Annotated in this window: 27 protein-coding genes; 16 read left to right on the top strand and 11 right to left on the bottom strand. The window is 38.4% G+C overall.

The window, feature by feature from the left end; genetic code table 11:
- The first annotated feature begins 119 nt into the window (after window positions 1-119).
- Window positions 120-1,079: a 6-phosphofructokinase gene (gene pfkA, locus SAY88_RS15385; RefSeq protein ID WP_332632792.1), complete on the top strand. Its 960-nt coding sequence runs from the start codon at window positions 120-122 to the stop codon at window positions 1,077-1,079.
- Window positions 1,080-1,193: 114 nt separating this feature from the next.
- Here pfkA and SAY88_RS15380 read toward each other — a convergent pair whose 3' ends face one another.
- The 3 genes from SAY88_RS15380 to SAY88_RS15370 form a co-directional block, all read right to left on the bottom strand.
- Window positions 1,194-2,282 (bottom strand): YkvI family membrane protein, encoded by a 1,089-nt coding sequence (locus SAY88_RS15380; RefSeq protein WP_332632789.1) that lies wholly within the window; start codon window positions 2,280-2,282, stop codon window positions 1,194-1,196.
- 272 nt (window positions 2,283-2,554) lie between these two features.
- Window positions 2,555-2,752 (bottom strand): hypothetical protein, encoded by a 198-nt coding sequence (locus SAY88_RS15375; protein WP_250094979.1) that lies wholly within the window; start codon window positions 2,750-2,752, stop codon window positions 2,555-2,557.
- A 24-nt stretch (window positions 2,753-2,776) separates the two neighbouring features.
- Window positions 2,777-3,034, bottom strand: coding sequence for a DUF1292 domain-containing protein (locus SAY88_RS15370; protein ID WP_250094980.1), 258 nt, complete (start codon window positions 3,032-3,034; stop codon window positions 2,777-2,779).
- 158 nt (window positions 3,035-3,192) lie between these two features.
- Here SAY88_RS15370 and dacB point away from each other — a divergent pair, with 158 nt between their 5' ends.
- The 3 genes from dacB to SAY88_RS15355 all read left to right on the top strand — a co-directional run bounded on the left by dacB (window position 3,193) and on the right by SAY88_RS15355 (window position 6,133).
- Window positions 3,193-4,644: a D-alanyl-D-alanine carboxypeptidase/D-alanyl-D-alanine endopeptidase gene (gene dacB, locus SAY88_RS15365; RefSeq protein WP_332632786.1), complete on the top strand. Its 1,452-nt coding sequence runs from the start codon at window positions 3,193-3,195 to the stop codon at window positions 4,642-4,644.
- Window positions 4,645-4,716: 72 nt separating this feature from the next.
- Window positions 4,717-4,980 (top strand): hypothetical protein, encoded by a 264-nt coding sequence (locus SAY88_RS15360; RefSeq protein WP_332632785.1) that lies wholly within the window; start codon window positions 4,717-4,719, stop codon window positions 4,978-4,980.
- Between the two features lie 58 nt (window positions 4,981-5,038).
- Window positions 5,039-6,133 (top strand): hypothetical protein, encoded by a 1,095-nt coding sequence (locus tag SAY88_RS15355; protein ID WP_332632783.1) that lies wholly within the window; start codon window positions 5,039-5,041, stop codon window positions 6,131-6,133.
- A gap of 22 nt (window positions 6,134-6,155) precedes the next feature.
- Here SAY88_RS15355 and SAY88_RS15350 read toward each other — a convergent pair whose 3' ends face one another.
- The 3 genes from SAY88_RS15350 to SAY88_RS15340 all read right to left on the bottom strand — a co-directional run bounded on the left by SAY88_RS15350 (window position 6,156) and on the right by SAY88_RS15340 (window position 8,257).
- Window positions 6,156-7,073, bottom strand: coding sequence for a VanW family protein (locus SAY88_RS15350; RefSeq protein WP_332632781.1), 918 nt, complete (start codon window positions 7,071-7,073; stop codon window positions 6,156-6,158).
- 104 nt (window positions 7,074-7,177) lie between these two features.
- The gene (locus SAY88_RS15345) at window positions 7,178-7,714 is read right to left on the bottom strand and encodes a DUF3189 family protein (RefSeq protein WP_332632779.1); all 537 of its coding nucleotides are present in this window, start codon (window positions 7,712-7,714) and stop codon (window positions 7,178-7,180) included.
- Between the two features lie 60 nt (window positions 7,715-7,774).
- Entirely contained in the window at window positions 7,775-8,257 is a 483-nt protein-coding gene (locus tag SAY88_RS15340; RefSeq protein WP_332632777.1) for a YqeG family HAD IIIA-type phosphatase, read from the bottom strand.
- Window positions 8,258-8,540: 283 nt separating this feature from the next.
- On the opposite strand from SAY88_RS15340, the gene SAY88_RS15335 reads away from it, so the two are divergent.
- The 3 genes from SAY88_RS15335 (at window position 8,541) to wrbA (ending at window position 10,485) form a co-directional block, all read left to right on the top strand.
- Window positions 8,541-8,981, top strand: a complete 441-nt coding sequence (locus tag SAY88_RS15335; RefSeq protein ID WP_332632775.1) for a MarR family winged helix-turn-helix transcriptional regulator — start codon at window positions 8,541-8,543, stop codon at window positions 8,979-8,981.
- Between the two features lie 75 nt (window positions 8,982-9,056).
- The gene (locus SAY88_RS15330; RefSeq protein WP_332632774.1) at window positions 9,057-9,668 is read left to right on the top strand and encodes a flavin reductase family protein; all 612 of its coding nucleotides are present in this window, start codon (window positions 9,057-9,059) and stop codon (window positions 9,666-9,668) included.
- A 145-nt stretch (window positions 9,669-9,813) separates the two neighbouring features.
- Window positions 9,814-10,485 (top strand): NAD(P)H:quinone oxidoreductase, encoded by a 672-nt coding sequence (gene wrbA / locus SAY88_RS15325; RefSeq protein WP_332632772.1) that lies wholly within the window; start codon window positions 9,814-9,816, stop codon window positions 10,483-10,485.
- Window positions 10,486-10,921: 436 nt separating this feature from the next.
- Here the strand turns inward: wrbA and SAY88_RS15320 are convergent, their stop codons facing one another.
- Window positions 10,922-12,709 (bottom strand): S9 family peptidase, encoded by a 1,788-nt coding sequence (locus SAY88_RS15320; RefSeq protein ID WP_332632770.1) that lies wholly within the window; start codon window positions 12,707-12,709, stop codon window positions 10,922-10,924.
- Window positions 12,710-12,903: 194 nt separating this feature from the next.
- Between SAY88_RS15320 and SAY88_RS15315 the strand changes: the two genes are divergently transcribed.
- A complete protein-coding gene (locus tag SAY88_RS15315) occupies window positions 12,904-13,197 on the top strand; it encodes a putative quinol monooxygenase (protein WP_332632768.1) in 294 nt (97 codons plus the stop codon).
- A 19-nt stretch (window positions 13,198-13,216) separates the two neighbouring features.
- Window positions 13,217-14,236, top strand: coding sequence for an NADH:flavin oxidoreductase/NADH oxidase (locus SAY88_RS15310; protein WP_332632766.1), 1,020 nt, complete (start codon window positions 13,217-13,219; stop codon window positions 14,234-14,236).
- Window positions 14,237-14,289: 53 nt separating this feature from the next.
- On the opposite strand, the gene SAY88_RS15305 is transcribed toward SAY88_RS15310, so the two are convergent.
- Window positions 14,290-14,451, bottom strand: coding sequence for a hypothetical protein (locus tag SAY88_RS15305; RefSeq protein WP_332632764.1), 162 nt, complete (start codon window positions 14,449-14,451; stop codon window positions 14,290-14,292).
- Between the two features lie 152 nt (window positions 14,452-14,603).
- Between SAY88_RS15305 and SAY88_RS15300 the strand changes: the two genes are divergently transcribed.
- Window positions 14,604-15,518, top strand: coding sequence for a CBASS cGAMP-activated phospholipase (locus tag SAY88_RS15300; RefSeq protein ID WP_332632762.1), 915 nt, complete (start codon window positions 14,604-14,606; stop codon window positions 15,516-15,518).
- 71 nt (window positions 15,519-15,589) lie between these two features.
- The gene (locus SAY88_RS15295; protein ID WP_332632760.1) at window positions 15,590-15,889 is read left to right on the top strand and encodes a DUF3219 family protein; all 300 of its coding nucleotides are present in this window, start codon (window positions 15,590-15,592) and stop codon (window positions 15,887-15,889) included.
- Between the two features lie 79 nt (window positions 15,890-15,968).
- Here the strand turns inward: SAY88_RS15295 and SAY88_RS15290 are convergent, their stop codons facing one another.
- Both SAY88_RS15290 and SAY88_RS15285 read right to left on the bottom strand, forming a co-directional pair.
- Window positions 15,969-16,394: a hypothetical protein gene (locus SAY88_RS15290; protein WP_332632758.1), complete on the bottom strand. Its 426-nt coding sequence runs from the start codon at window positions 16,392-16,394 to the stop codon at window positions 15,969-15,971.
- Window positions 16,395-16,687: 293 nt separating this feature from the next.
- Complete coding sequence (locus SAY88_RS15285) at window positions 16,688-17,821, bottom strand: zinc-dependent alcohol dehydrogenase (RefSeq protein WP_332632755.1); 1,134 nt, start codon at window positions 17,819-17,821, stop codon at window positions 16,688-16,690.
- Between the two features lie 189 nt (window positions 17,822-18,010).
- On the opposite strand from SAY88_RS15285, the gene speD reads away from it, so the two are divergent.
- Window positions 18,011-18,817, top strand: coding sequence for an adenosylmethionine decarboxylase (gene speD / locus SAY88_RS15280; RefSeq protein WP_332632753.1), 807 nt, complete (start codon window positions 18,011-18,013; stop codon window positions 18,815-18,817).
- A gap of 166 nt (window positions 18,818-18,983) precedes the next feature.
- Here the strand turns inward: speD and SAY88_RS15275 are convergent, their stop codons facing one another.
- Window positions 18,984-19,124 carry a hypothetical protein gene (locus tag SAY88_RS15275; protein WP_250095033.1) on the bottom strand — a complete coding sequence of 47 codons (141 nt, stop codon included), beginning with the start codon at window positions 19,122-19,124 and terminating at the stop codon, window positions 18,984-18,986.
- 122 nt (window positions 19,125-19,246) lie between these two features.
- Here SAY88_RS15275 and SAY88_RS15270 point away from each other — a divergent pair, with 122 nt between their 5' ends.
- The 4 genes from SAY88_RS15270 to SAY88_RS15255 all read left to right on the top strand — a co-directional run bounded on the left by SAY88_RS15270 (window position 19,247) and on the right by SAY88_RS15255 (window position 21,534).
- Entirely contained in the window at window positions 19,247-19,510 is a 264-nt protein-coding gene (locus tag SAY88_RS15270; protein ID WP_332632751.1) for an alpha/beta-type small acid-soluble spore protein, read from the top strand.
- Window positions 19,511-19,523: 13 nt separating this feature from the next.
- A complete protein-coding gene (locus SAY88_RS15265) occupies window positions 19,524-19,691 on the top strand; it encodes a hypothetical protein (protein ID WP_332632749.1) in 168 nt (55 codons plus the stop codon).
- 240 nt (window positions 19,692-19,931) lie between these two features.
- A complete protein-coding gene (locus SAY88_RS15260; RefSeq protein ID WP_332632747.1) occupies window positions 19,932-21,092 on the top strand; it encodes a cyclic nucleotide-binding domain-containing protein in 1,161 nt (386 codons plus the stop codon).
- A gap of 169 nt (window positions 21,093-21,261) precedes the next feature.
- A complete protein-coding gene (locus SAY88_RS15255) occupies window positions 21,262-21,534 on the top strand; it encodes an acylphosphatase (protein ID WP_332632850.1) in 273 nt (90 codons plus the stop codon).
- Window positions 21,535-21,583: the final 49 nt, after the last annotated feature.

The raw sequence follows: 21,583 nt of genomic DNA, 5'->3' as shown, positions 1-21,583 counted from the left end.
AACATGATAAACTACACTGTCAATTGCAAAAATGAAAGCTACGTTCAATACGTATAACTATGCCCATTTATTGAAATACTTGCTAGAAGATAGTGAATTTATAGCTAGGAGTGGGTAGATTGAAACGAATTGCTGTATTAACGAGTGGAGGAGATTCACCAGGAATGAATGCGGCCGTTCGTGCCGTTGTTCGTAAAGCGATATACCATGATTGCAAAGTATTTGGTGTATACCGTGGATATGCTGGGATGATGGAAGGCGATATTAAGGAACTAAATTTAGGTTCTGTAGGTGATATTATTCATCGCGGTGGGACGATGCTTCACACAGCAAGAAGTGAAGATTTTAAAACAAAAGAAGGCCAATTAAAAGCTGTTGAACATTTAAAGAAACATGAGATTGAGGGCGTCGTAGTCATAGGTGGCGATGGGTCTTACCGCGGAGCCCAAAAGCTTGCCGAACATGGGGTTGCAACGATTGGAGCACCAGGAACCATTGATAATGATATTCCAGGTACTGATTTTACAATTGGCTTTGATACATCGTTAAATACGATCATCCACGCCATTGATAAAATTCGAGATACCGCATCCTCACACGAGAGAACCTACGTGATCGAAGTGATGGGACGCCACGCTGGGGACCTCGCATTATGGAGTGGGCTCGCGGCCGGAGCAGAAACCATTATGCTCCCTGAAGTTGAACATAATATGGAAGAGATTATCGACCGACTGAAGCGAGGCGCCAAACGCGGAAAGAAACATAGTATTATTGTTGTCGCAGAAGGGGTAGGCTCAGGTGTTGAAATCGGAGAAAGCATTCAAAAGCAATTAAATATTGAAACTCGTGTAACCGTCTTAGGACATATCCAACGGGGCGGCTCTCCAACTGGGTTTGACCGTGTATTAGCGAGCCGTTTGGGCGCTCACGCCGTTGATTTATTATTAGAAGGCAAGTCTGGCTTAGCTGTTGGAATTGAAAAAAATGTCTTAGTGAGCACTTCATTCGATGAAATTTTTTCAAAACCGCATGAAATCGATACGAAGATGTATGAATTATCGAGTCAACTTTCGATTTAAACGCAAAAAGACGTGTCAGCAATGGCACGTCTTTTTGTTGCGGTTTGTGGCAAGAGGGTGAGTGGGGGAAATCAAATATAGCAAATTCGAGAGCTCAGAAATGAGCCGTACAAATCAACCGCTCTTGCCAGCATCCCTTAAAGCCTCACGCTTAAAAACCCACACATAAAGCAATCCTGCAAAAAAGATGAATCCCCCATACCCGACAGCTGGATATAAATACGTCACTAACGTGGAAAATCCAACTTGGCTAACGATAAAAGCAGCGATTGTTGTCCCGACTATCAGCCAAATTCGGAACTTCTGATCAATAAAGGTCATTCTTGAAACGAATCCATACAGATTACTAACAGCTGTAGAGTAGACAGCGGAAAATAAGACAACTGCAAACAATAGCTGAATGAACGGAGAGATGAGAGACGCGATATAAATCATCGGAACTTCCACAACAGCTACTTCCAAAATATTAGACAAAACACTAAAATATATCGCTAACACACCAAGGCCTAAACCAAGAGCTCCTAACAACGCACCCCAGAACAGAGCGCTTGTCTTCTTTGCATTCGGTCCCATTGGGGCCAAAATAGCAACAGCGATAACTAAATTAAAGGAGGCATAATTTAATGCAGCAATGAACCAGTTAGGTGCAGCACCTACTAAGTTTGCCGTACGTTGAATATCTTCTACTGTTACAGGACTACGATAAATTCCATATAGTGAAATTAATAAAACCGATATTAATAAAACAGGAACGACATAGCTAATCGCATTTATGACTCCTTTGATTCCACGAATAACCGTAAAAAGGGATAGCAGTGCCATCAAAATCGTACCCCACCATGAGGACAAGGCAAATTGTTCAACAAAAATAGCCCCAGCCCCAGCAATCATCGCTGCAAGTGCTCCAAATAAGAAAATTGTAATAATAAAATCGATCAGTGAACCGAAAAACCGACCATTTGAAAAGCGAACAACTTCCACATAAGCAGAAGCGCTTAAAGCTCGTCCAATAACTAAAATCATATAACCAAAGACAAAAAAAAGTGAGGTTGCTAGAACAATTCCCCATATTCCTAAAAAGCCAAACGCACTAAAAAATTGAAGTACCTCTTGACCAGATGCGAAACCAGCCCCTACAATGGTACCTATATAAGTAGCTGCAATTTTGAAAGCATTTAAATGAGCAGGAGATTCATTCGTCACAATCGTCACCACCTCTGTGAATATTTGTAAGGAGTTATTATTATGGATTCAAATGAGCAAATTTATTTATGGGCGATACATAGCAATATAAAGCCAATTATGTATCTTGAGAAAATGGTGCAGGTGCAGAAATGTAAGGCAAGTGACGGGAAATGAAGAGATGATACTTATAATTTCACGTACTGTATGTATTATCTAAAATTATAAAGCCAACTCAATTAGGGGAAAAAGAAAGCTACGGCACTTAAAGAAGATACCATAGCTTTCCAAGTCTATTCTGATCTTTGTTCTGTTTCTTTTGATGTTGCTGTAGCACCGTCATATTCTCTGTCGATCTGGCCTGTCGTATCCTTTTTCGGTGAAAGAGAGTAGTCAGCGATCTCATCGGGACCAGTTAATCCAAATAGTCCCATTGTTCCACCTTGACCCATTCGGACATGTTCTTGAACATCACTTTTTTCATTTGCCACATCAATCACCTCATAGACCTAGGTTTATTCTTCAGCAGGATTCGCTTCAACAGCAATTTCATATGCTTCCAAAATGGAGTCTCTTTCTTCAGGGTCCGTGATCCCAACTAGGTATTGTTCATCCTCTTCATCTTCTACTCTCATTAAAATGGTTTCTTCGTTTGATGTTAGAAGAGCATATGAATGGTCCTCCATATCAAATAACGCTTCGACTGCATAATCTTTCATATGCCCTTGTTCATCTTCTATCGTTATTTGGTCTCTAACTTCATTTGGTTCCATCAAGCTCACCACCATATCATCAAGTGTACGTCAGGTAACGTACTAGTTATAATTTGCCCCTTTTATTGTTGATTATTTTTCATAAGAATTGGTTTATCGATCATTTTGCATACTAATTAAGGTAAAGGAACCTTTTCTTGATAGGGGGAGTAAATCGTATGCGAAAAATTGTTGTAGCAATCATAGTCATTTGTCTCGTGTTACATGCTCCGTTTGTCGAAGCTAAGACAAATAGGCAGCTTATGAACAATCAAATTGAGCACCTTTTACAAATGGATCCGAGCATGGAGGGTGCCATAGCGAGCATCAGTATTCGATCAGCTAAAACAGGCGAACTGTTAATGGATCACAATGGTACAACTCGCCTAAGACCAGCTTCAAATATGAAGCTTTTTACAGCAGCTGCGGCATTGGCAGTATTAGGTGATGATTACACGTTTCAAACAGAGTTAGTAACCGATGGAAATATAAAGTGGACCTTATTAGATGGAAATCTTTATATAAAAGGAAAAGGAGATCCAACCTTACTTAAAGAAGACATTGATCAATTAGTAGGGACACTCCAAAAGAAAGGAGTTAAATTCATTCGAGGCGATGTAATTGGAGATGACTCCTGGTATGACGACACACGCTATTCAGTCGATTTACCGTGGAGTGATGAAACCAACTATTATGGATCAGCTATTTCCGCTTTAACTGTATCCGCTGACCACGATTATGATGCCGGATCAATTATTGTAAACGTTATCCCACAAGACATAGGTCAAAGTGGCAAAATTCAGATCGAACCACAGACGGAATATGTCCACATTGTCAATGAAACAGAAACTGTTTCTGCTGATCAAACAACAAAAATAACAGTCAAAAGAGAGCATGGCACGAACACCATTATTATTGCAGGGGAAATTTCAAAAGACACTCCTGAAGAAAATAGCACAGTTGCAGTATGGGAACCAACAGATTTCGCACTTGCTTTTTTTGAAGAAGCACTGCAACGAAAGGGGATTAAGCTTCTTGGTGAAGTGAAACGAGGAGTAACACCTGAAACTGCAAGCTTAATAGCCGCACATGAATCCATTCCACTGTCAGAGCTCATGGTCGCTTTTATGAAACTTAGCAACAATGGACATGCAGAAGTGCTTGTTAAAGAGATGGGGAAGGTGATGAAAGAGGAGGGAAGCTGGGAAAAGGGACTAGAGGTGATGGATGAACAATTACGGTCGTTTGGGGTAGAAACAGATACATTAGTCATAAGAGACGGATCAGGCATATCCCACATTAACTTAGTTTCGGCAAATCAATTAACGAAAATTTTATTTTCTGTTCAATCTGAAGACTGGTTTCCTGTATTTTTACATTCGCTGCCTGTTTCAGGAGGAGAAGACAAATTAGAAAGAGGCACGTTGTATAGACGTTTAGCAAATACAGAGGCAGCAGGAAAGGTAAAAGCTAAAACGGGAACACTAACTACCGTTAGTACGTTATCTGGTTACGTGGAAACAAAGTCTGGAGAAACCTTGATTTTTTCAATCATGTTAAACAATGTATTAGACGGAAAGAAAGCGAAACAATTGGAAGATCAAATTGTCCTGCAGCTAGTCAATCTGTAACAGTAAGCAGGAATAGCTTTGTTTGGCCTGAGGAATTATAAATATCATCTCAGAAGATGCAGGAGGCTTAAGATGGAACATCAACCATTAACATATTTCGAAAAACTAGAAAATGTCTATGTCCTTATGGAAACGAAAAAAATGCTCCAAGCAAAGTTAGAGCAAGTAAAGCAAGAAAATGAACCGACAAATCTGATCGAGGAAGACTTGCGTAAAATTGAAGAAGAAATTGCAGAATATACAGACGGAGTAGATATGCCTGACCCGAATATAACGGTAACAAGTTCTTTATTTAATCCTGCAATTATGGAGGAAATGGAAGGAACCGATTCATAGTACGTTCCTGTTTAAACGCTGAGGAAAACGATAGAAAATCATAAACAGGAGTAGACAAATGAAAAAAATAATTATCTTGCTGTTTGTCCTTTGTATGATGTTGCCAACTACCATAGCGGCAGCAGAAGGCAATGGACAAGTATCTCTCATAGTCAAATCTTCAAGCCATTCATTACATCAAACCGTACTTAAGATCAAGTCAGACAAAATCGTACAAGCGCTATTCCAAGCAAAAACGATCGAATCTGTCTCAGAAATACCTCATTCTAACCACTACCTTTTACTAGAAGATAAAGGGACCGTAAGAATATTTGTGCTTGATTATAAAAACGGGTTATATGATGTTCAACAAAAAGAAAAAATTCAAGTTGAAGAAAAAATCATCAATAAACTTAATGACTACTTTAGTGGGTTAGAGGCGCATCACTTCGGTACAGTTTTCTCGTGGGAGGAAGTTGACAAGCTAATCCCGCGCTACACTTCTTTTACGATTACCGATATCGAAACAGGCTTAAAATTTGAAGCGCAAAGACGAGCAGGATCAAGTCATGCAGATGTCCAACCATTAACAACGAAAGATACAAAAATCATGAAAGAAATCTATAGTGGAAAATGGAGTTGGCAAAGACGAGCAATCCTTGTTCACCATGAAGGAAAAATGATTGCGGCTTCCATGCATGGAATGCCTCATGGTGGGGGAGCGCTAGCAAATAATTTTCCAGGACATTTCTGTATTCACTTTAAAGGCAGTACGACGCACAGATCGAAAAGTCTGGATTTATCCCATCAAATAATGGTGTATAAGGCAGGAGGAATGCTTGCTCCGTACGTGCAGCAACTGCCACCAAATAAGATTGTTGAATTGTTTTTAATCGCATTGAATCAAAATGATCTAGATTTACTAAATTTAATTTATACGGATCAAAACAGGGAGTCAGAAAAATTAATTGAAGAAATTGAGTCGATCAGACTTGTTAAAAAGAAAAATCCGTCGTCTATAAATGGACCGCTTGTATATGAGCTTCCACTATCTTTTCTCGTGAAAAAGAAGAACAAAGGAGAAGTAGGTTCATTCTATACATTCCGAGTGAGACGAGACTCGCCAACGAGTGAATGGAAGTTAGAAAGCGTCCCAACTGACTTACTCCATTAAAAGAGGATGACCTTATCGATGGTCATCCTCTTTCTTCTATAGTAATTTCTCTCGGCAATTTTTGCGGAGCACCAGGAACATTGCGTTGTTCCACATTGATTGAATCAGAGGAAAGAACAACGACGCTCATTTGCCCACCATACACCCTCGCTTGCAATAAAATAGGTTGATTTAATTCATTCCGAAACACAAAGTCAGGTCCATACCAACTAACTGTCGCATCACGGCCACGCGGTACATAAGGAACCCTGCGACTATGAGAATAACGTTGAACAATGGCCAATCCCGCACGATCGACGGCATTGTACAAAGTAGAAGATACTTGACAGATCCCGCCACCAATTCCTTCAGAAAGCTCACCTCTGACAATGACAGGAGCAGGCAAATACCCTCGTTCCTTTGTCCGCTTTCCAACGATTTGATTAAACGAAAACGTTTCTCCAGGGAAAACAACTTGATTATTGATGGCTTCTGTAGCCAATTTTATGTTATGAGAGCGTTGCTTGTTGCGGCTATTAAAGTACGTAACATATTGACCAATTCGCCGAGTACGGATATCAGAAAGGAGTTCACTATCGACTCGCGGGTGAAGTACCTGTCTTGGAACAACAATCTCCATCGAACCTTTGCCAAAATAATATTGGTAAAATAACTGTTTGAACTTATGCTTATTTAACCGGTACCCAACTTGCTCAGAAACAAGGTTTCCCAATTTATCAATCTGAGCATTTACTGGAGGTTCAAACGTTAACTGATCAAGTTGTTGTACAAATTGGTCATACTTCTCATGATCGATCATTTCTCTTCCTAATAGATCATTGGTAAAGTCAGATCGAGAAACTAACGCAATCGTCTCATCGTTATATTCAATTGATAAATCATCGGCAATATCGGTAAAGGGAGCAAAAAGCAATAGAAATCCAAGAAAAATATGTATCATGTTAAAGACTACCTCCTGTTTTTAGTATGAGTTTATGGAGAGGATTTCATGTGGATAATTGGGGAGTGAAGTAAAGAAAAAAGACCCAGTTAGCAACTGAATCTTTATCGCGATATGATATTCGAGATCTTACTTACTTCTAATTCTTTATTCTCCAGCACCTCAATTGAATTCGTGGAGGTTTTTGCAGCTTGTTTCGTCTTTTCAACTAACTTTGATATATTTGGAAACGTTTTTTGTGCTCCTTTTACAAGCAAAGGAACACCAATAAAATCAATATGCATCTTATGCGAAAACAGCCCGCCAAACGTCATTTCAAGCGGTACAGTAGGAGAGGCGTTGGAGCAGATTACTTTCTCATGCTCATAGCCTTTGCCTTCTAACAATAGAAGGAGTTCGCTCATTGCTGTCACCATTTTGTGTGAAAGACCACGGCCAAGTTTGAACACCTGGCTGCCTTCTTCATCAATCCCGTGATAAATAAGCTTCCCTAACGATTTTGACGTTAATTTGTTAAAGATATCAATTCCTAAGATCTCTTCTTTTGTTGGTACACGGTCATTCGGAATCTTTTTTAAATGATAAGCTGCACAAAGGGCAGAAGAGTGGGTCCCTGCATAACAATTGTAAATATAAATCATGTCAAATCACCTCTTAATAAAAGGGATAAGATAGTTTTCCACTCTTACAGCACATTATACTTACCATCGGCTTTTCACCCAACGCTCCAATTTCCGTTTAAGAACAATTTGAATCGGCTCATGCTCTTGACCAATTGGCTTCACAAGAGCCGTCTTCATCCCCGCACGTTTTCCGCACCATACATCAGTAAATAACTGATCTCCTAAGAAGAGACTTGTTTCTTTTGTGGCACCGACGGTTTTCATATGTTTTTCAATTCTTGACGCAGCTGGCTTATTACATTTGCCAAAACCAATAATGCCATTCGGCTCACAAAAACGATCGACACGTCCTTGGCTATTGTTCGATGCAACGATTAATTGCACACCTTGCTCTTTTAACATCGCAATCCAATTCGTTAAATCATCGCCAGCAGGCCGATCGTGACTAGCGAGGGTACTGTCTAAATCGGAAAAGATGGTTTTGATTTGGTTTTTCTTTAACCAATCTGCTGTAATATCTGAGAAGTGGTGAAGATCGAAGTCTGGTTTAAAATATTTCATGTTATGTTTCACTGCCTTTATGTATATGTATTAGATTATCTTTTCTTATTTTAGCAAATATTAGACAAAGATGTTTAGGAAAAATATAAGTTGAATAGAAGAGCGAGGTCTAGGTGAACTGAGACTATATTCTTATAAAGCTTAAATATATAGAAAAAAATCTCTAATGGTTGATATTAAATTGAACCGTTAAATTCTTCCTGTAACTTGGTTGTAGTTGACAATATGTGAACTAAATTGTATAATTATCTCGAAACTGAGGTAATTAAAGGAACTGATATTTATGGATAAGTATGAAGAGGATATTTCTTTAAAATTATTTGTTGTTATGACTCGTGCGATTCAAGCCATTACAAAACGAGTCGAAGAAGATATAAAGGGTTATGGTTTAAATCCAACTGAATTTGGTGTTCTTGAACTTCTTTACAACAAAGGTGATCAACCAATTCAAAAGATTGGTCAAAAAGTATTGCTAGCAAGTAGCAGCATTACGTATGTAGTTGATAAGCTTGAGAAGAAAAAGTATATAAAAAGACAGCCATGCCCAAAAGATCGTCGTGTCACGTATGCGACAATTACAGAGGAAGGCTCTCAGTTAATGAAAGAAATCTTTCCGAAGCATAAAGAAGCTATTGAAGAAATCTTTGGAGGGCTTAAAGCGGAAGAGAAAGAACTAATGATTGATCAATTAAAAAAATTAGGCTTTTATGCACAAGAGCTTTAATTTTTTTACTTATTTATCTCGAATTAAGATTAAATTAATTAATAGTATGATAGAGCTAGGCAGGAGGGTAACATAATGAAATCAATTGATCCAAACCAGCTAGCTGAACGGGAGAATTATAAGTTTTTAACGGGAAGCATTATTCCAAGACCGGTAGCATTCGTGACAACTCTATCAAAGGAGGGCGTTTTAAACGCTGCACCATTTAGTTATTTTAATGTCGTCTCGTCAAATCCGCCGTTAATTTCTGTTTCTGTCGGTCGGAAAGATGGAAAAATGAAAGATACATCGAGAAATGCGATTGAGCGTAATGAATTCGTTGTTCATATTTCTGATGAATCCTATATTGAAAAAATAAACATGACAGCGAAAAGCCTGCCTTCAGATAAAAGTGAAGTTGCCGATTCGGGTTTAACTCCAGTTGATAGTTTAAAAATAGGTGTACCGGGTATAAAGGAAGCAAGGATTCGGATGGAATGTGTACTTGAAAAAGCGATATCTCTTGGTGGAACAGTTGAGAGTCCTTCTTGTGAATTATTAATTGGACGTGTTGTTCTTTACCACATTCGAGAAGACTTGTATGCGAATGGGAGAATTGATACTTCAAAATTACAACCAGTCAGCCGATTAGCTGGGAATGCTTATTCCAAACTAGGAGAGACGTTTGAACTAGAACGTCCACAATAAATAGCCCTTCTACATCAGAAGGGAATTTCTACAAAGGATATCTCGAATTCATATTTTATGAACTCGTTTTATGTAAACTAGAACTAGTTTAAGGGGGGTGTTGGTCTTCCTATGTAAGTACATATAAAAAGGAGTGTGAGAGGCTATGAGATTTATTAAGAAGTTATTTGGTCAAACTAATAAAAAAGAAGAGGAGACGATCAATATGTCAAACGTCAAATTAGCAGTTATTTATTACAGTTCTACAGGTACAAACTATCAATTAGCAAAGTGGGCAGAAGAAGGTGGGAACGCGGCAGGTGCAGAAGTGAAAGTTCTGAAAGTACCTGAACTTGCTCCTGAAGCAGCGATTGAATCAAACCCAGCCTGGAAAGCACATGTCGAAGAAACAAAAGACGTACCAGAAGTAACATTAGATGATCTAGAGTGGGCAGATGCGATTATTTTCAGTGTTCCGACACGTTTTGGTAACATGGCAGCTCAAATGAAGCAATTCATTGATACAACTGGTGGATTATGGTTTGAAGGAAAACTTGCTAACAAAGCGGTTAGTGCGATGTCTTCAGCAAGTAATGCACATGGTGGGCAGGAAGCAACGATTCTATCCCTTTATACAACAATGTACCACTGGGGTGCGATCGTTGCATCACCTGGCTACACAGATCCGTTACTATTTGCTTCAGGCGGGAACCCGTACGGAACAAGTGTAACAGTAAGTCAAGATGGAAAGATGCAAGAAAATGTAGAAGAAGCAGCGAAGTACCAAGCGAAGCGTACGGTTCAAGTTGCTGAGTGGATTAAAAAAGGAAATCAATAATAATGACGCCCCCTCGCTATAGAAGCCTTTCTATGCGAGGGGGTTTTTGTCTAGTTAGATGGAAGGAAACGTCGAGAATCGTAAGGAAATGTTGCTTTATGCGCTTGCCCAGGAAAGGAAAAAATATTCTTTTTATCCGAGCTTAAAAAAAATGGTGGTAACTTATTAACAATAATGAGCTATTTTACTATTTTCAAAGCAATACCCCTTATCTCGACTTTTGTAGACAAGTATTAATTAAACGTTTGTTTAAATTTCGACATCTCACTTTTTAAAGGTGAAATAAAGACCAAAGTAACGCAACATTCATGAAGAAAACTCAGCCAAACTCAAAGTTCGACATGATTAATCAAACGTTTGTTTAATTTTTTAAAACTCATCATCGGCCGTGACACAACAAAAAATAGAGGCACTACCGAAGTGCCTCTATTAACCGTTACTGATGCTTCTCCAAAAACTCAAGCATCTTCTCATAAACTTTTATTTCATTTTCTTTTTTCGAGAATCCGTGCCCTTCGTCATCTAACACAAGGTATTCCACATCAACTCCATTTGCTTTTAGAGCATCAACAATTTGATCAGATTCTTCTTTTACGACTCGTGGATCGTTCGCCCCTTGAATAACAAGCATCGGTTTAACCATGTTGGCTAAGTACGTAATGGGTGAATCTTTTTCTAAGCGCTTTTTGTCTTCAATTGGATCTCCTAACCAGCGTTTCATAATTGGTTTCCAATGTTCTGGAACGGAATTAAGGAATGTGAAGAGATTGCTTACTCCAAAAATATCAACTGTTGCTCGGAAGTATTCAGGGTGTCTACCGGCAAGTAGCAAGCTCATATATCCTCCGTAACTTCCTCCGACGACAAATAGCTTTTCTTTATTCGTAATTCCTTGTTCGAATAACCACTCAATTCCGTGTACGCAGTCAAGGCAAGGGCCTTCACCCCAGTCTCCTTCAACAAGCTTTGTAAAAGAAGCACCGTAGCCAGTACTCCCGCGGAAGTTCGGTGCAAAAATCGTATAGCCGCGATTTAAAAAGCATTGAAACATCGCTCTAAACCATTTTCTTTCCGCAGATTGAGGTCCGCCATGTGGCCAGAAGATCGTATAGCCATTTGAAAGTTCTGATTTTGCTTTAAAGAGTAAGGCTTCGATGTTCATCCCATCAAACGATTTATATGTGATGACGTCAGGTTCGACCATTTGTTCTTCGGAGACACCGAGGACGTTATTTTTTGTTATCTGTTCAAATGGTTGATCTGCTATTTGTACATAAATATTGCTTGGAACGGTTGAGCTTCTGCCGCGAAGATAAAGGTTGCCTTGTTCACTGACAACAAGCTCTTCAATTACGTCCGTTGGGCATTCAATACGTTCCGGAGTTTTAGCACCTAGCTCAAATGAATAAAGATGGTCCGTTACGCCTTTTTCTGTTGCAAAGTATAACTTCTTTTGTTTCTCATTCCATTTAATGAACTCGACATTTTCTTGTTCTAGTTTTAATTGTGGTGTGAACGTCCGGCTGGCAATATCAAATGAAGCAATATAGGAAAACTCTTCTCCATAATTAGTTACAAAGTAAATAGTTGATTCATCGACATATACAGGGCTAGATACAGTGTGTACCTCTTCTTTTGAAGGGGTAAGAAGCACTTCTTGCCCGTCTATATGAAGGTAGGCTACTTGGTACGTGTTAGCAAAAATTCGTGCTGTGACAAAGCTTGCTTCATCCTTCGCAACAGCATAAAGGTATGTCGGTGATTCGACACCCTTATACAGAATCGTATCTTCTTTTGACGTCAGGTCATAACGGTGAATGTTTAAAAACTGAGAATTGTCTTTACTCGTAATGTAATAGAGGATGTTTCCGTCTTTTGATTGATCAGCAAAAAAGAATTTATCGGTCTTGTCACCTGTAATAAGTGGCTGCGGTTTTCCGCCTTCTGCAGGAAGGGCGTAAATATGATAGTTTTCATCACCGTCATCGTCAAAGCCAGCTAGAACGAAACGATTCTCCGGATCTATTTTAATAAAGTTGCACTGTTGGTCCACTTGAGCAAATAGAGAAGGAAACTGGTTTGGAAAGTCAATACTCCAAAGGTTATTCTTTCCGTTTAAATTGCTGCTGAAAATGAGTTTGCCTTCATCCTTGTTTACAGCAAACGTAGAAATCGCATATGTACGAAAAAATTGTTCGACATCAGGCTTAGGGAATTGGATCAAATAGCTCACTCCTTAATTGGGTAATAGATTGCTAGTTATATTTTAACAGATTGTTCAATTGTTCTAAATATTTCCATTTCAAATAAGCAGATTTTTTGCTATTGATTTCGTAAATGACTATAGTGAAGATGTTGCCTTTGTTATTTTTTAGCACTGGATACATAAATAAAAAACATGTAGTTGGAGGGAACGCTATGGTTGTTATTCATGCTTATCTTCATGTGTTGCCTGAAAAAAGAGAGCTCTTTCTTGATCACGTTCAGGACTTAATTACGAACTCAAAAGCAGAAGAAGGAAATATCACATATCATCTGTATGAAGATACGGAAGAAAAAACGAAATTTGTGATGGTCGAAGAGTGGAGAGATGAAGCTGCCGTCCGGTTCCATAATCAAACGGAACATTTTAAAAATTTCGGCGCTAGAGCAGGAGATTGGTTTGCAACTCCTCCAGAAGTACAGCAGTTTGCTGTATCAAGAAAGTATTAGAAAGGAAGACTAATTAATTATGCCAACTTTGGTAGATTCATTTGAATATAAGGGATTACAGCTGAAAAATAGAATTGTTATGCCGCCAATGTGTCAGTACTCCGTTACGGCAAAAGATGGGAAGCCAAACGATTGGCATTTCACACATTATACAAGTCGAGCGATTGGCGGGACAGGGTTAATTATTATGGAGATGACAGATGTGGAGCCAGATGGAAGAATTTCTGATTTTGATTTAGGAATCTGGTCCGATGATCATATTCCGGCATTTGAACGGATCGTAAAGTCTTGCCAAAGCTACGGTGCGAAAGTAGGCATTCAAATTGCACACGCTGGTCGAAAAGCAGAGGATGCAGAAGTTCCTGTTTCTTCAACATCAGTTGCTTTTTCAGAGGATTACAAAGCGCCTCGAGAATTAACAACAGAAGAAGTAGAAGAGATGGTAGGTAAGTTTGAACAAGCGTTTCAGCGTGCAGTAGCGGCTGGTGTGGATACAATTGAAATTCATGGAGCACATGGGTACTTAATTCATCAGTTCCAATCTCCGTTAACGAATAAACGAGAGGACAAATACGGGCAAGATAAAAGTTTATTCGGACGTGAAATCATAAAAGCTGCGCGTCGCGTGATGCCAGAATCGATGCCTTTAATTATGCGAATTTCAGCAAAAGAGTACACCGAAGAAGGCTACGATGTGAATTATGCGATTGAGTTAGCACAGAAGTATAAAGAAGAAGGTGTGGATATTTTCCATATTTCTTCAGGTGGGGAAAGCAACAATGGACCTGAATACTCTGGCCAAGGATATCAAGTCGACCTTGCTAAAGCAGTGAAACAAGCGTTAGATGTACCAGTAATTGCTGTTGGAAGAATGGAAGATGCTCAGTTTAGTGATGAGGCTGTCCGTGAAGGAAAAGCAGATCTTGTTGCCGTTGGTAGAGGAATGCTTCGCAGTCCGTTTTGGGCGAATGAAGCTTCGCTTGCATTAGGTGGAGAAATTTTAACTCCGAATGCGTTACGAGCAGGATATAGTTTCTAATAAAAAAGGTATCCACCAAGGTGATTTTACCCTGTTGGATACCTTTTTCCATCCTAAGTTGCATTATGCTGACTTTCTTCGTATGCAATTAGGACAACATCCTTATCGGTGGTGCTTCTAATTTCGTCTTCTAACGATACGATTCTCTCTAATAAGTCAGGGCTTAAATCTGCCGCTGTGTAGCGATCAAATTCTACTGGTTTATTTGACTCCATTTGGTTCAACTCCTTCATTTACTCAATAATAAAATTCTCTTAAGTAAGAAGTTCTATACTGACTTATAAAATGTAATGATATGGAATTGTTGTTATACTGCTTCATTAGTAGGTAAATGCTATGAGTAAAACTAAGCATGAAGGTGAGGATCTTGAAGATTTTATGCCTTGACGGTGGTGGAATTCGCGGAGTGTTTGAAGTAGCAATCTTACAAGCACTCGAAGAAGAATACAATCAGCCTATTACGAATTTATTTGATCTCATAGCAGGAACGAGCACAGGTTCAATTATTGCTACATCGGTTATTTTAGAAAAAAGAATGTCTGATGTATTAGACAGCTATAAGCAATTTGGAAAGAAGGTTTTTAAGCGCCAGGCGAAAATTGGGATATTTAAAAGTGTTTATAGTGATAAGGATTTGCGCCAATATTTTAAGGGGATGTTCGGTGATCTAACGTTATCAGATATAGAGAAACCGCTTTTAATTCCAGCGGTCGATGTGACTCATGGAAAACCATATGTATACAGGTCAAATTATGGTCATCCTGGCAGCGATGATCTCTCAATAAAATTATGGGATGCTGTGCTCTCATCTTGTTCAGCACCTGTATATTTTCCACCAAACAACATTAAAAATAAATATTTATCTGTTGATGGAGGGTTATGGGCCAATAATCCATCATTGGTTTGTATTACAGAGGCACTCGATTATTTTAAGTTGAATGTAGGCGACTTGAAGATTTTATCACTTGGTACAGGGTTACAGGACATTGAATACAACATTGAACCAGATAAATATTGGGGAATTAAAAAGTGGTTGCCTTTTCGTTTAATGACAATGAAAGTTCAACCTAAGTTACTTGACTTAGCTCTTGACCTTTCGTCTGAATCGATTTCCTATCATTGTCAAATTCTTTTAGGAAGGCAATATTTTCGTTTAAATAGGGATTTAGGAGATGAAATTCCTTTTGATGATATTACATTTGTTGATGAATTAATTGCATTAGGAAAGCGTGTGTTCGAAGAGAAAAAAGATGAAATTAAGAAGTTTTTAGATTTAGAATGACAGGAAAGAGACAATTTATCCAATTGTAAGCATATAATGAAACAAAATAGAGTAAATGAGGTGAGGATAAGGTGGTAACGGAAGTCTATTTAAATGATGTATCAATCCCTGTAATCAGTTTTAAGTCTGAGCAGATAGAATCAAGTGAAGGGAAATCTTTAACGAAAATTACATTTGATTTTAAAGTGAGAAGTGGAGAGGAATATCACAAAATCACTACATTGCTCTATAAAATGAATTTTGATGTGAGGGTTCCCGCACAAGAGGTAGAATTCAAGGGTACCATCCAGAACTATTCTACGTCATTTACCAATTTGTATGAGGAAAATAATGTAGGTGTGTTTCACCTTCAACTCATTGAGGGAGCTTAAATAGCATGCAATAAAGAGGAGAGGATGACAAAAATAAAAAAGAATAACAAAGAATAACAAAGTCATCCTCTCAGTGGATTTAATAAAAATAAGGGAAGAAGAACCTTCTTAAGAAATGGAATGGAAAATGATGACGTCTGAAACGACGGAATCTTCTAGGGAAACCATAGCCATACCCATATCCAGGAAATCCTCCATACCCCCCATAACGAAGGTCTGTTTCGTCATCGCGGTCCGTATCACCGGCTGGCATAAGCATGTTCACACCGTTACGGTCGATTCCATCGATAATTCCATCATGAACTTGACCGTCTTGTGTTTCAAATTGCATTAAGTGATGATGATACCTTTGACATAAATCATGTAATTGTTGAAGATGATCAGGACTTAATCCCATGTGTTGTTGTTGCATAGTAGGATCCATCGCCATATGTGGTTGCTGTGGCATCATTCCGTGCTGAACTGGTTGACCTTGTTGCATTTGATTCATTTGCTGATTGTGCATTGATTTTCTCCTCCTTTTCTAAAACCAAGATATTCATCTATGGGTAAATGTGACACTATGGATTTTGAAAAAAATTGAATTTTTTTGAGGGAACTGTATGTAATAGAGTTGATGGAAGCTATAAGTGGGTTAAAACAGGGTTTTAACTTGGATAGTGGCAGAAGAGTGAGGATGGGATTTTAGAAAAGGTTACAGTGGAAACAGAAGAAAATCCGGATACAGAGAAAGTAACAAAAAATAGAGCATTCGAAAGCTTATCCCTGTACTTTTTCGAATGCTCATTAACGAATGGATTATGGTTTAAGAACAACCTTAATACAATCATCGTCATGATTATTAAACATTTTGTACGCTTCATTCGCATCATCAAGGTTAGCTACATGTGTAATAATTTCTCTAGGGTCGTATTCATTATTGACAATTTGGTCATATAATGTCGGCATAATTGGGATGACAGGAGCTTGTCCCATTTTTATCGTAATGTTTCGTGAGAAGAATGGACCTAATGGAAAGTTATTATAATGGCTGCCATACACGCCGGTTAATTGAACCGTTCCAGCTTTTCTGACAGCTTTTGTTGCAATTTGAACAGGACCGAGTGTTCCACCTTGAAGCTTTAATTTCTGTTCGATAAACTCCAGTGGAGATTTCTTCCCGTCCATTCCTACACAGTCAATGACAACATCGGCGCCGCCTGAAGTGATTTCTTTTAAATGTTCACCCATGTCAGAAAATTCGGTAAAGTCAAATGTCTCAACATTGTTTGTTTTTTTCGCGTGATTAAGGCGATAATCTAAATAGTCAACAGCAATCACACGCTTAGCGCTTTTTTTCCATGCATATTTTTGCGTCATTAGACCAACTGGTCCGGATCCTAGCACAATAACAGTATCTCCTTCTTTTACGCCCGCATGTTCGACACTCCAATACGCAGTCGGTAGTACATCCGATAAAAAGAGGAGAGATTCATCTTCAACCTCACATGATTCTGGTATGACAAAAGGAGTAAAGTTGCCGAATGGGACTTTTAAATATTCAGCCTGTCCACCTGGGTGATTTCCGAATTTTTCTGTATAGCCAAAATACCCACCTGAGTCATAGTGCGGATTGGAATTGTCACATTGACTCGTTAAATCATGTTCACAATAAATACAATGACCGCAGGCTACGTTAAAAGGAACAACGACTCGATCCCCTTTTTTTACTTTCGTTACATCAGGGCCGACTTCTTCAACAATTCCCATGGGCTCATGACCGATGCTATATCCTTTTGGTACAGGAAAGTTGCCTTGGTACAAATGTAAATCAGAGCCACAAATGGCTGTGCTCGTTATTTTTACAATGATATCGTCTTGTTTCTCAATTTTAGCGTCCTCTACGTTTGTCACTTCCACGTGATTTGGACCTTGATATGTTACGGCTCTCATGATGACACTCCATTCATTTATCTTTCTTATATTTTACAGTATCTCCACTTAGTAACTTCGAACGTCAGTCAATTATTAACATCTATTATGCAATGTGAGGATTACTGATTTAGATTAGTAAAGATGGGTAACATAAAAAATATAAGACCGGGACTGACAAGATAATGGGAGATAAGGGGGACCTTATTCATGAAAATAACACCAGAACAACGAGTGACGTTGCATGAATTTAATAACTTAACCAAGTCATTAAGTTTTAATATGTATGATGTATGTTATACGAAAACGAAGGCTGAGCGTGAAGCGTATATAGAGTATATTGATGAGCAATACAATGCGGATCGTCTTACGAAAATTCTTGAAAACGTAACAGAGATTATCGGTGCGCATGTGTTAAATGTCGCTAAGCAAGATTTTGTTCCACAAGGAGCGAGTGTTACGTTACTAGTATCAGAGGGACCGGTAGTGGAAGTACCAACCGAATCTTATGATGAATCACCAGGGCCATTGCCAGAATCAGTTGTATTGTCTTTAGATAAAAGTCACATCACCGTTCATACGTATCCTGAGTATCATCCAGTAGAGGGGATAAGTACGTTTAGGGCAGACATCGATGTTTCTACATGTGGAGAAATCTCTCCGCTAAAAGCTCTTAACTATTTGATTCACTCGTTTGAAACGGACATTATGACAATGGATTATCGTGTTCGTGGCTTCACACGGGATATTCAAGGACAAAAGTTATTTATTGATCACGAAATTAATTCCATCCAAAACTACATACCGGATGAAGTGAAAAAATTGTATGACATGATCGATGTGAATATTTACCAAGAAAATATTTTTCACACGAAATGTAAGCTAAAGGAATTTGATTTGGATAATTATTTGTTCGGTACAACAAAGGTAAATCTTCACCCAGGAGAAGCGGAAGAAATCACGGCAAAGCTGACAACCGAGATGGATGAGATCTTTTACGGGAAAAACATTCATTAATAAGAGAGGTGTTTCGAAAGCAGAGAGAGGTGGCAATGGCTCCGTTCGCCACGCGCCTTTTAGAGGAGCACCCCTCTCCTCTTAAGGCTTAAAAAATGTAGCGATTCCGCTCATTGCTTCGGGCTGTCCCAAGGTCGAAATTACACCTTTTGGGACAGCCCCTTCGTTATTTATTCTTTTTACGAGACGTTTTCATATCATCACTAAAGAATTCGTCACGAACACTTTTTGGGATATGGTTATCTGTTGAAGCATAATTGCCAGCTCTATACGTGTTTTCGTTGTTTAACTTGTCTTTCTTATCCATATCAATCCCTCCTTTGCTTCCTTATTATTTTATTGTTAAGTAGCAATTAACAAAGGTAATTACTTCTATGAAAGCTTTTAACAAAAGAGGGAATGATAAGAGTAGAAATGGAGATGATCCAAATGGCGAGAAGAAGACGATTACTTGTACCTGAAGCAGAACAAGCGGTTAATCAATTCAAAGGACAAGTAATGGCAAAAGAGGGATTCAAAGCTTCAAATCCTGAGAATGTAAAATATGAGGTAGCAAAAGACTTACATGTGCCATTCAAAAAAGGCTACAACGGTCACCTTACTTCTAAACAAGCAGGTGAAGTCGGTGGCAAAATCGGCGGGAGTATGGTAAAAGAAATGATTCGAATGGCGCAGCAAAATCTAAATAAATGAAGAGGTGGAACTCGTGAAGGAACGAAGAGGTGTTTGTGATGAACCGGTAGAGCATCTATTGCAAGAACAAGAATATGAACATGAGTTTGCAGAAGAATTATCAGACGGTGGAGAACGAAATGAGTTTGCAGAAAAGCAGCAGGAAGGACCATCGAGACGCAAACGGATTAGAACTGGATGAAGTAATGTGGATTTGATGTCAAGAAACGGTTAAAAGGAGGTGCTTTTTGTATCTCCTTTTTTGTGTACTGATAACACAACAACCACATTAAAAATATTAAAAATAGAGGGGTGAAAATAAACATTATCTTAGTATGAAACTAGTAACTACTAAAAATTAACACATTCTCTTACCTTCATTCTATATCTCTACTACAGTATAATAGTTACTATGAAATTACTATACTAGGAGAAGATTCAGATGATTAACACAAACCTAGATTTATCCTCTGAGATGAAAAACAATCATCTGACTGCCGATTTCACCGTACATGAGATGAAAATGCTTAGTAAGTTTTCCGAGCTTGTACATTTTAAAAAAGGTGAATACATCGTAAAAGAAGGAGAACCGAACTCGTTTTTGTATATGATAAAAAATGGAATGGTTAAATTGTATAAAGGAAGAAACAACCTTGTTTCTACTTATAAAGAAGGAGACGTTTTTGGAGAGTGCTCTCTCTATGATGAGGTTGGTCAACAACCTGAAACGGTCATATCCCAAGAGTCGACGTCAGTTATAAAAATCAATGTAGGGCTGCTCTTTGCGGCAGATCGATATAAAGATCTTCAAATACGCTTATTAAGTAAAGTCGTTTCTCAGCTTTCAACCGAATTAGATCAAAAAAATGAACAAATGATCGATAATGAAACTAAGGAAAAGAAGTCACATAAAGCATTGGGTGTATTAACGACCAATTTATTGACAGTGGTGTCAGTTTATACGTTGTTATTAATTTCACTTACCATATTTGTTGAAGCAACAGGTGTGTCCACCTATGTTGATATTAGTATCATAATCATTTTTGCATTAGTTATGGTAATGATTATGAAAAAAAGTGGCTATTCGTTTAAATCATTTGGTGTAACGATGAAAAATTGGAAGCAGCATAGTAAAGAAGCGATACTTTTGACACTGCCTGTTTTATTCTTTTTCTTGATTTTAAAGTGGGGGTTAATTACATTTATACCTGCGTTTTCTCACATTCCTTTGTTTAACATAAAAGCAACGTTTGAAGACATCGGATTTTCGTATTCCGTGTTCGCATTTTCTGTAGCAGTATATATATTGTTTTCCGTTGTCCAAGAGTTTATTGCAAGAGCAGGATTGCAATCGGCTTTGTACAAGTTTCTTCCACCTACAAAAAGAAAAGTTTTAATATCGATATTGTTATCAAATCTATTGTTTGCGATGGCACATTCGCATATAAATATTTGGTTTGCCCTGACGGCTTTTCTACCTGGTCTGTACTGGGGATGGATGTTTGCGCGTCAACGCTCTCTTGTGGGAGTGTCTATCTCTCATATGATGATTGGGATCTGGGTGTTATTTATTTTAGGTTTTACAGAATTCTTAACTCTATAAAAATCACTTAGCTAGGTATGAACAAGTTAAAATGTAGCCACTGCATTCACTTTTTCAGGGGTGTACCAAAAGATCAAAACTCGACTTTTATCGGTACAGCCCTTTGCTTTTCATTTTTTGTGAAACTAGGTACTTTGATTGTAGAAACAGTGAAGGAGGAAATTTGATGATAGTACATTATCAGGCAATCGTTCATGGAAGAGTTCAAGGAGTTGGGTTTCGTTATTTTACTCAGCAAGAAGCTTTGAAGCACAACATTAAAGGGACAGTTCGGAATTTAGAAAATGGATCGGTTAAGATCGATGCAGAGGGCTCTAGAGAAGACATGTCAGCATTCATTCAAGCGGTGAAAAAGGGTCCTATGTTTTCTAAAGTTACAGATGTTGAGTTATACGAACTAGAAGAAACAAAGCAGTATACATCCTTTTCAATTGTATACTAAACGGAGAATATTGAATGATTTTTTTACATGATAAGGGATTGGGCATAGG

The sequence above is a fragment of the Halalkalibacter flavus genome (assembly GCF_036663575.1).
GTDB classification, from domain to species: Bacteria; Bacillota; Bacilli; order Bacillales; family Bacillaceae_D; genus Halalkalibacter; species Halalkalibacter flavus.
Note: the sequence above shows the minus strand (reverse complement) of the source record. Positions and strands in the feature narration are given on the sequence as shown.

Bases quoted from the DNA above. Each gene is read 5' to 3' on its own strand.
- SAY88_RS15350 (WP_332632781.1), bottom strand. From the start codon at position 7,073: ATGATACATATTTTTCTTGGATTTCTATTGCTTTTTGCTCCCTTTACC.
- SAY88_RS15330 (WP_332632774.1), top strand. From the start codon at position 9,057: ATGAAATCAATTGATCCAAACCAGCTAGCTGAACGGGAGAATTATAAG.
- SAY88_RS15275 (WP_250095033.1), bottom strand. From the start codon at position 19,124: ATGGATAAGAAAGACAAGTTAAACAACGAAAACACGTATAGAGCTGGC.
- wrbA (WP_332632772.1), top strand. From the start codon at position 9,814: ATGAGATTTATTAAGAAGTTATTTGGTCAAACTAATAAAAAAGAAGAG.
- SAY88_RS15340 (WP_332632777.1), bottom strand. From the start codon at position 8,257: ATGAAATATTTTAAACCAGACTTCGATCTTCACCACTTCTCAGATATT.
- SAY88_RS15270 (WP_332632751.1), top strand. From the start codon at position 19,247: ATGGCGAGAAGAAGACGATTACTTGTACCTGAAGCAGAACAAGCGGTT.
- SAY88_RS15310 (WP_332632766.1), top strand. From the start codon at position 13,217: ATGCCAACTTTGGTAGATTCATTTGAATATAAGGGATTACAGCTGAAA.
- SAY88_RS15315 (WP_332632768.1), top strand. From the start codon at position 12,904: ATGGTTGTTATTCATGCTTATCTTCATGTGTTGCCTGAAAAAAGAGAG.
- speD (WP_332632753.1), top strand. From the start codon at position 18,011: ATGAAAATAACACCAGAACAACGAGTGACGTTGCATGAATTTAATAAC.
- SAY88_RS15355 (WP_332632783.1), top strand. From the start codon at position 5,039: ATGAAAAAAATAATTATCTTGCTGTTTGTCCTTTGTATGATGTTGCCA.
- SAY88_RS15360 (WP_332632785.1), top strand. From the start codon at position 4,717: ATGGAACATCAACCATTAACATATTTCGAAAAACTAGAAAATGTCTAT.
- SAY88_RS15335 (WP_332632775.1), top strand. From the start codon at position 8,541: ATGGATAAGTATGAAGAGGATATTTCTTTAAAATTATTTGTTGTTATG.
- SAY88_RS15285 (WP_332632755.1), bottom strand. From the start codon at position 17,821: ATGAGAGCCGTAACATATCAAGGTCCAAATCACGTGGAAGTGACAAAC.
- dacB (WP_332632786.1), top strand. From the start codon at position 3,193: ATGCGAAAAATTGTTGTAGCAATCATAGTCATTTGTCTCGTGTTACAT.
- SAY88_RS15305 (WP_332632764.1), bottom strand. From the start codon at position 14,451: ATGGAGTCAAATAAACCAGTAGAATTTGATCGCTACACAGCGGCAGAT.
- SAY88_RS15260 (WP_332632747.1), top strand. From the start codon at position 19,932: ATGATTAACACAAACCTAGATTTATCCTCTGAGATGAAAAACAATCAT.
- SAY88_RS15370 (WP_250094980.1), bottom strand. From the start codon at position 3,034: ATGGAACCAAATGAAGTTAGAGACCAAATAACGATAGAAGATGAACAA.
- SAY88_RS15345 (WP_332632779.1), bottom strand. From the start codon at position 7,714: ATGATTTATATTTACAATTGTTATGCAGGGACCCACTCTTCTGCCCTT.
- SAY88_RS15290 (WP_332632758.1), bottom strand. From the start codon at position 16,394: ATGCACAATCAGCAAATGAATCAAATGCAACAAGGTCAACCAGTTCAG.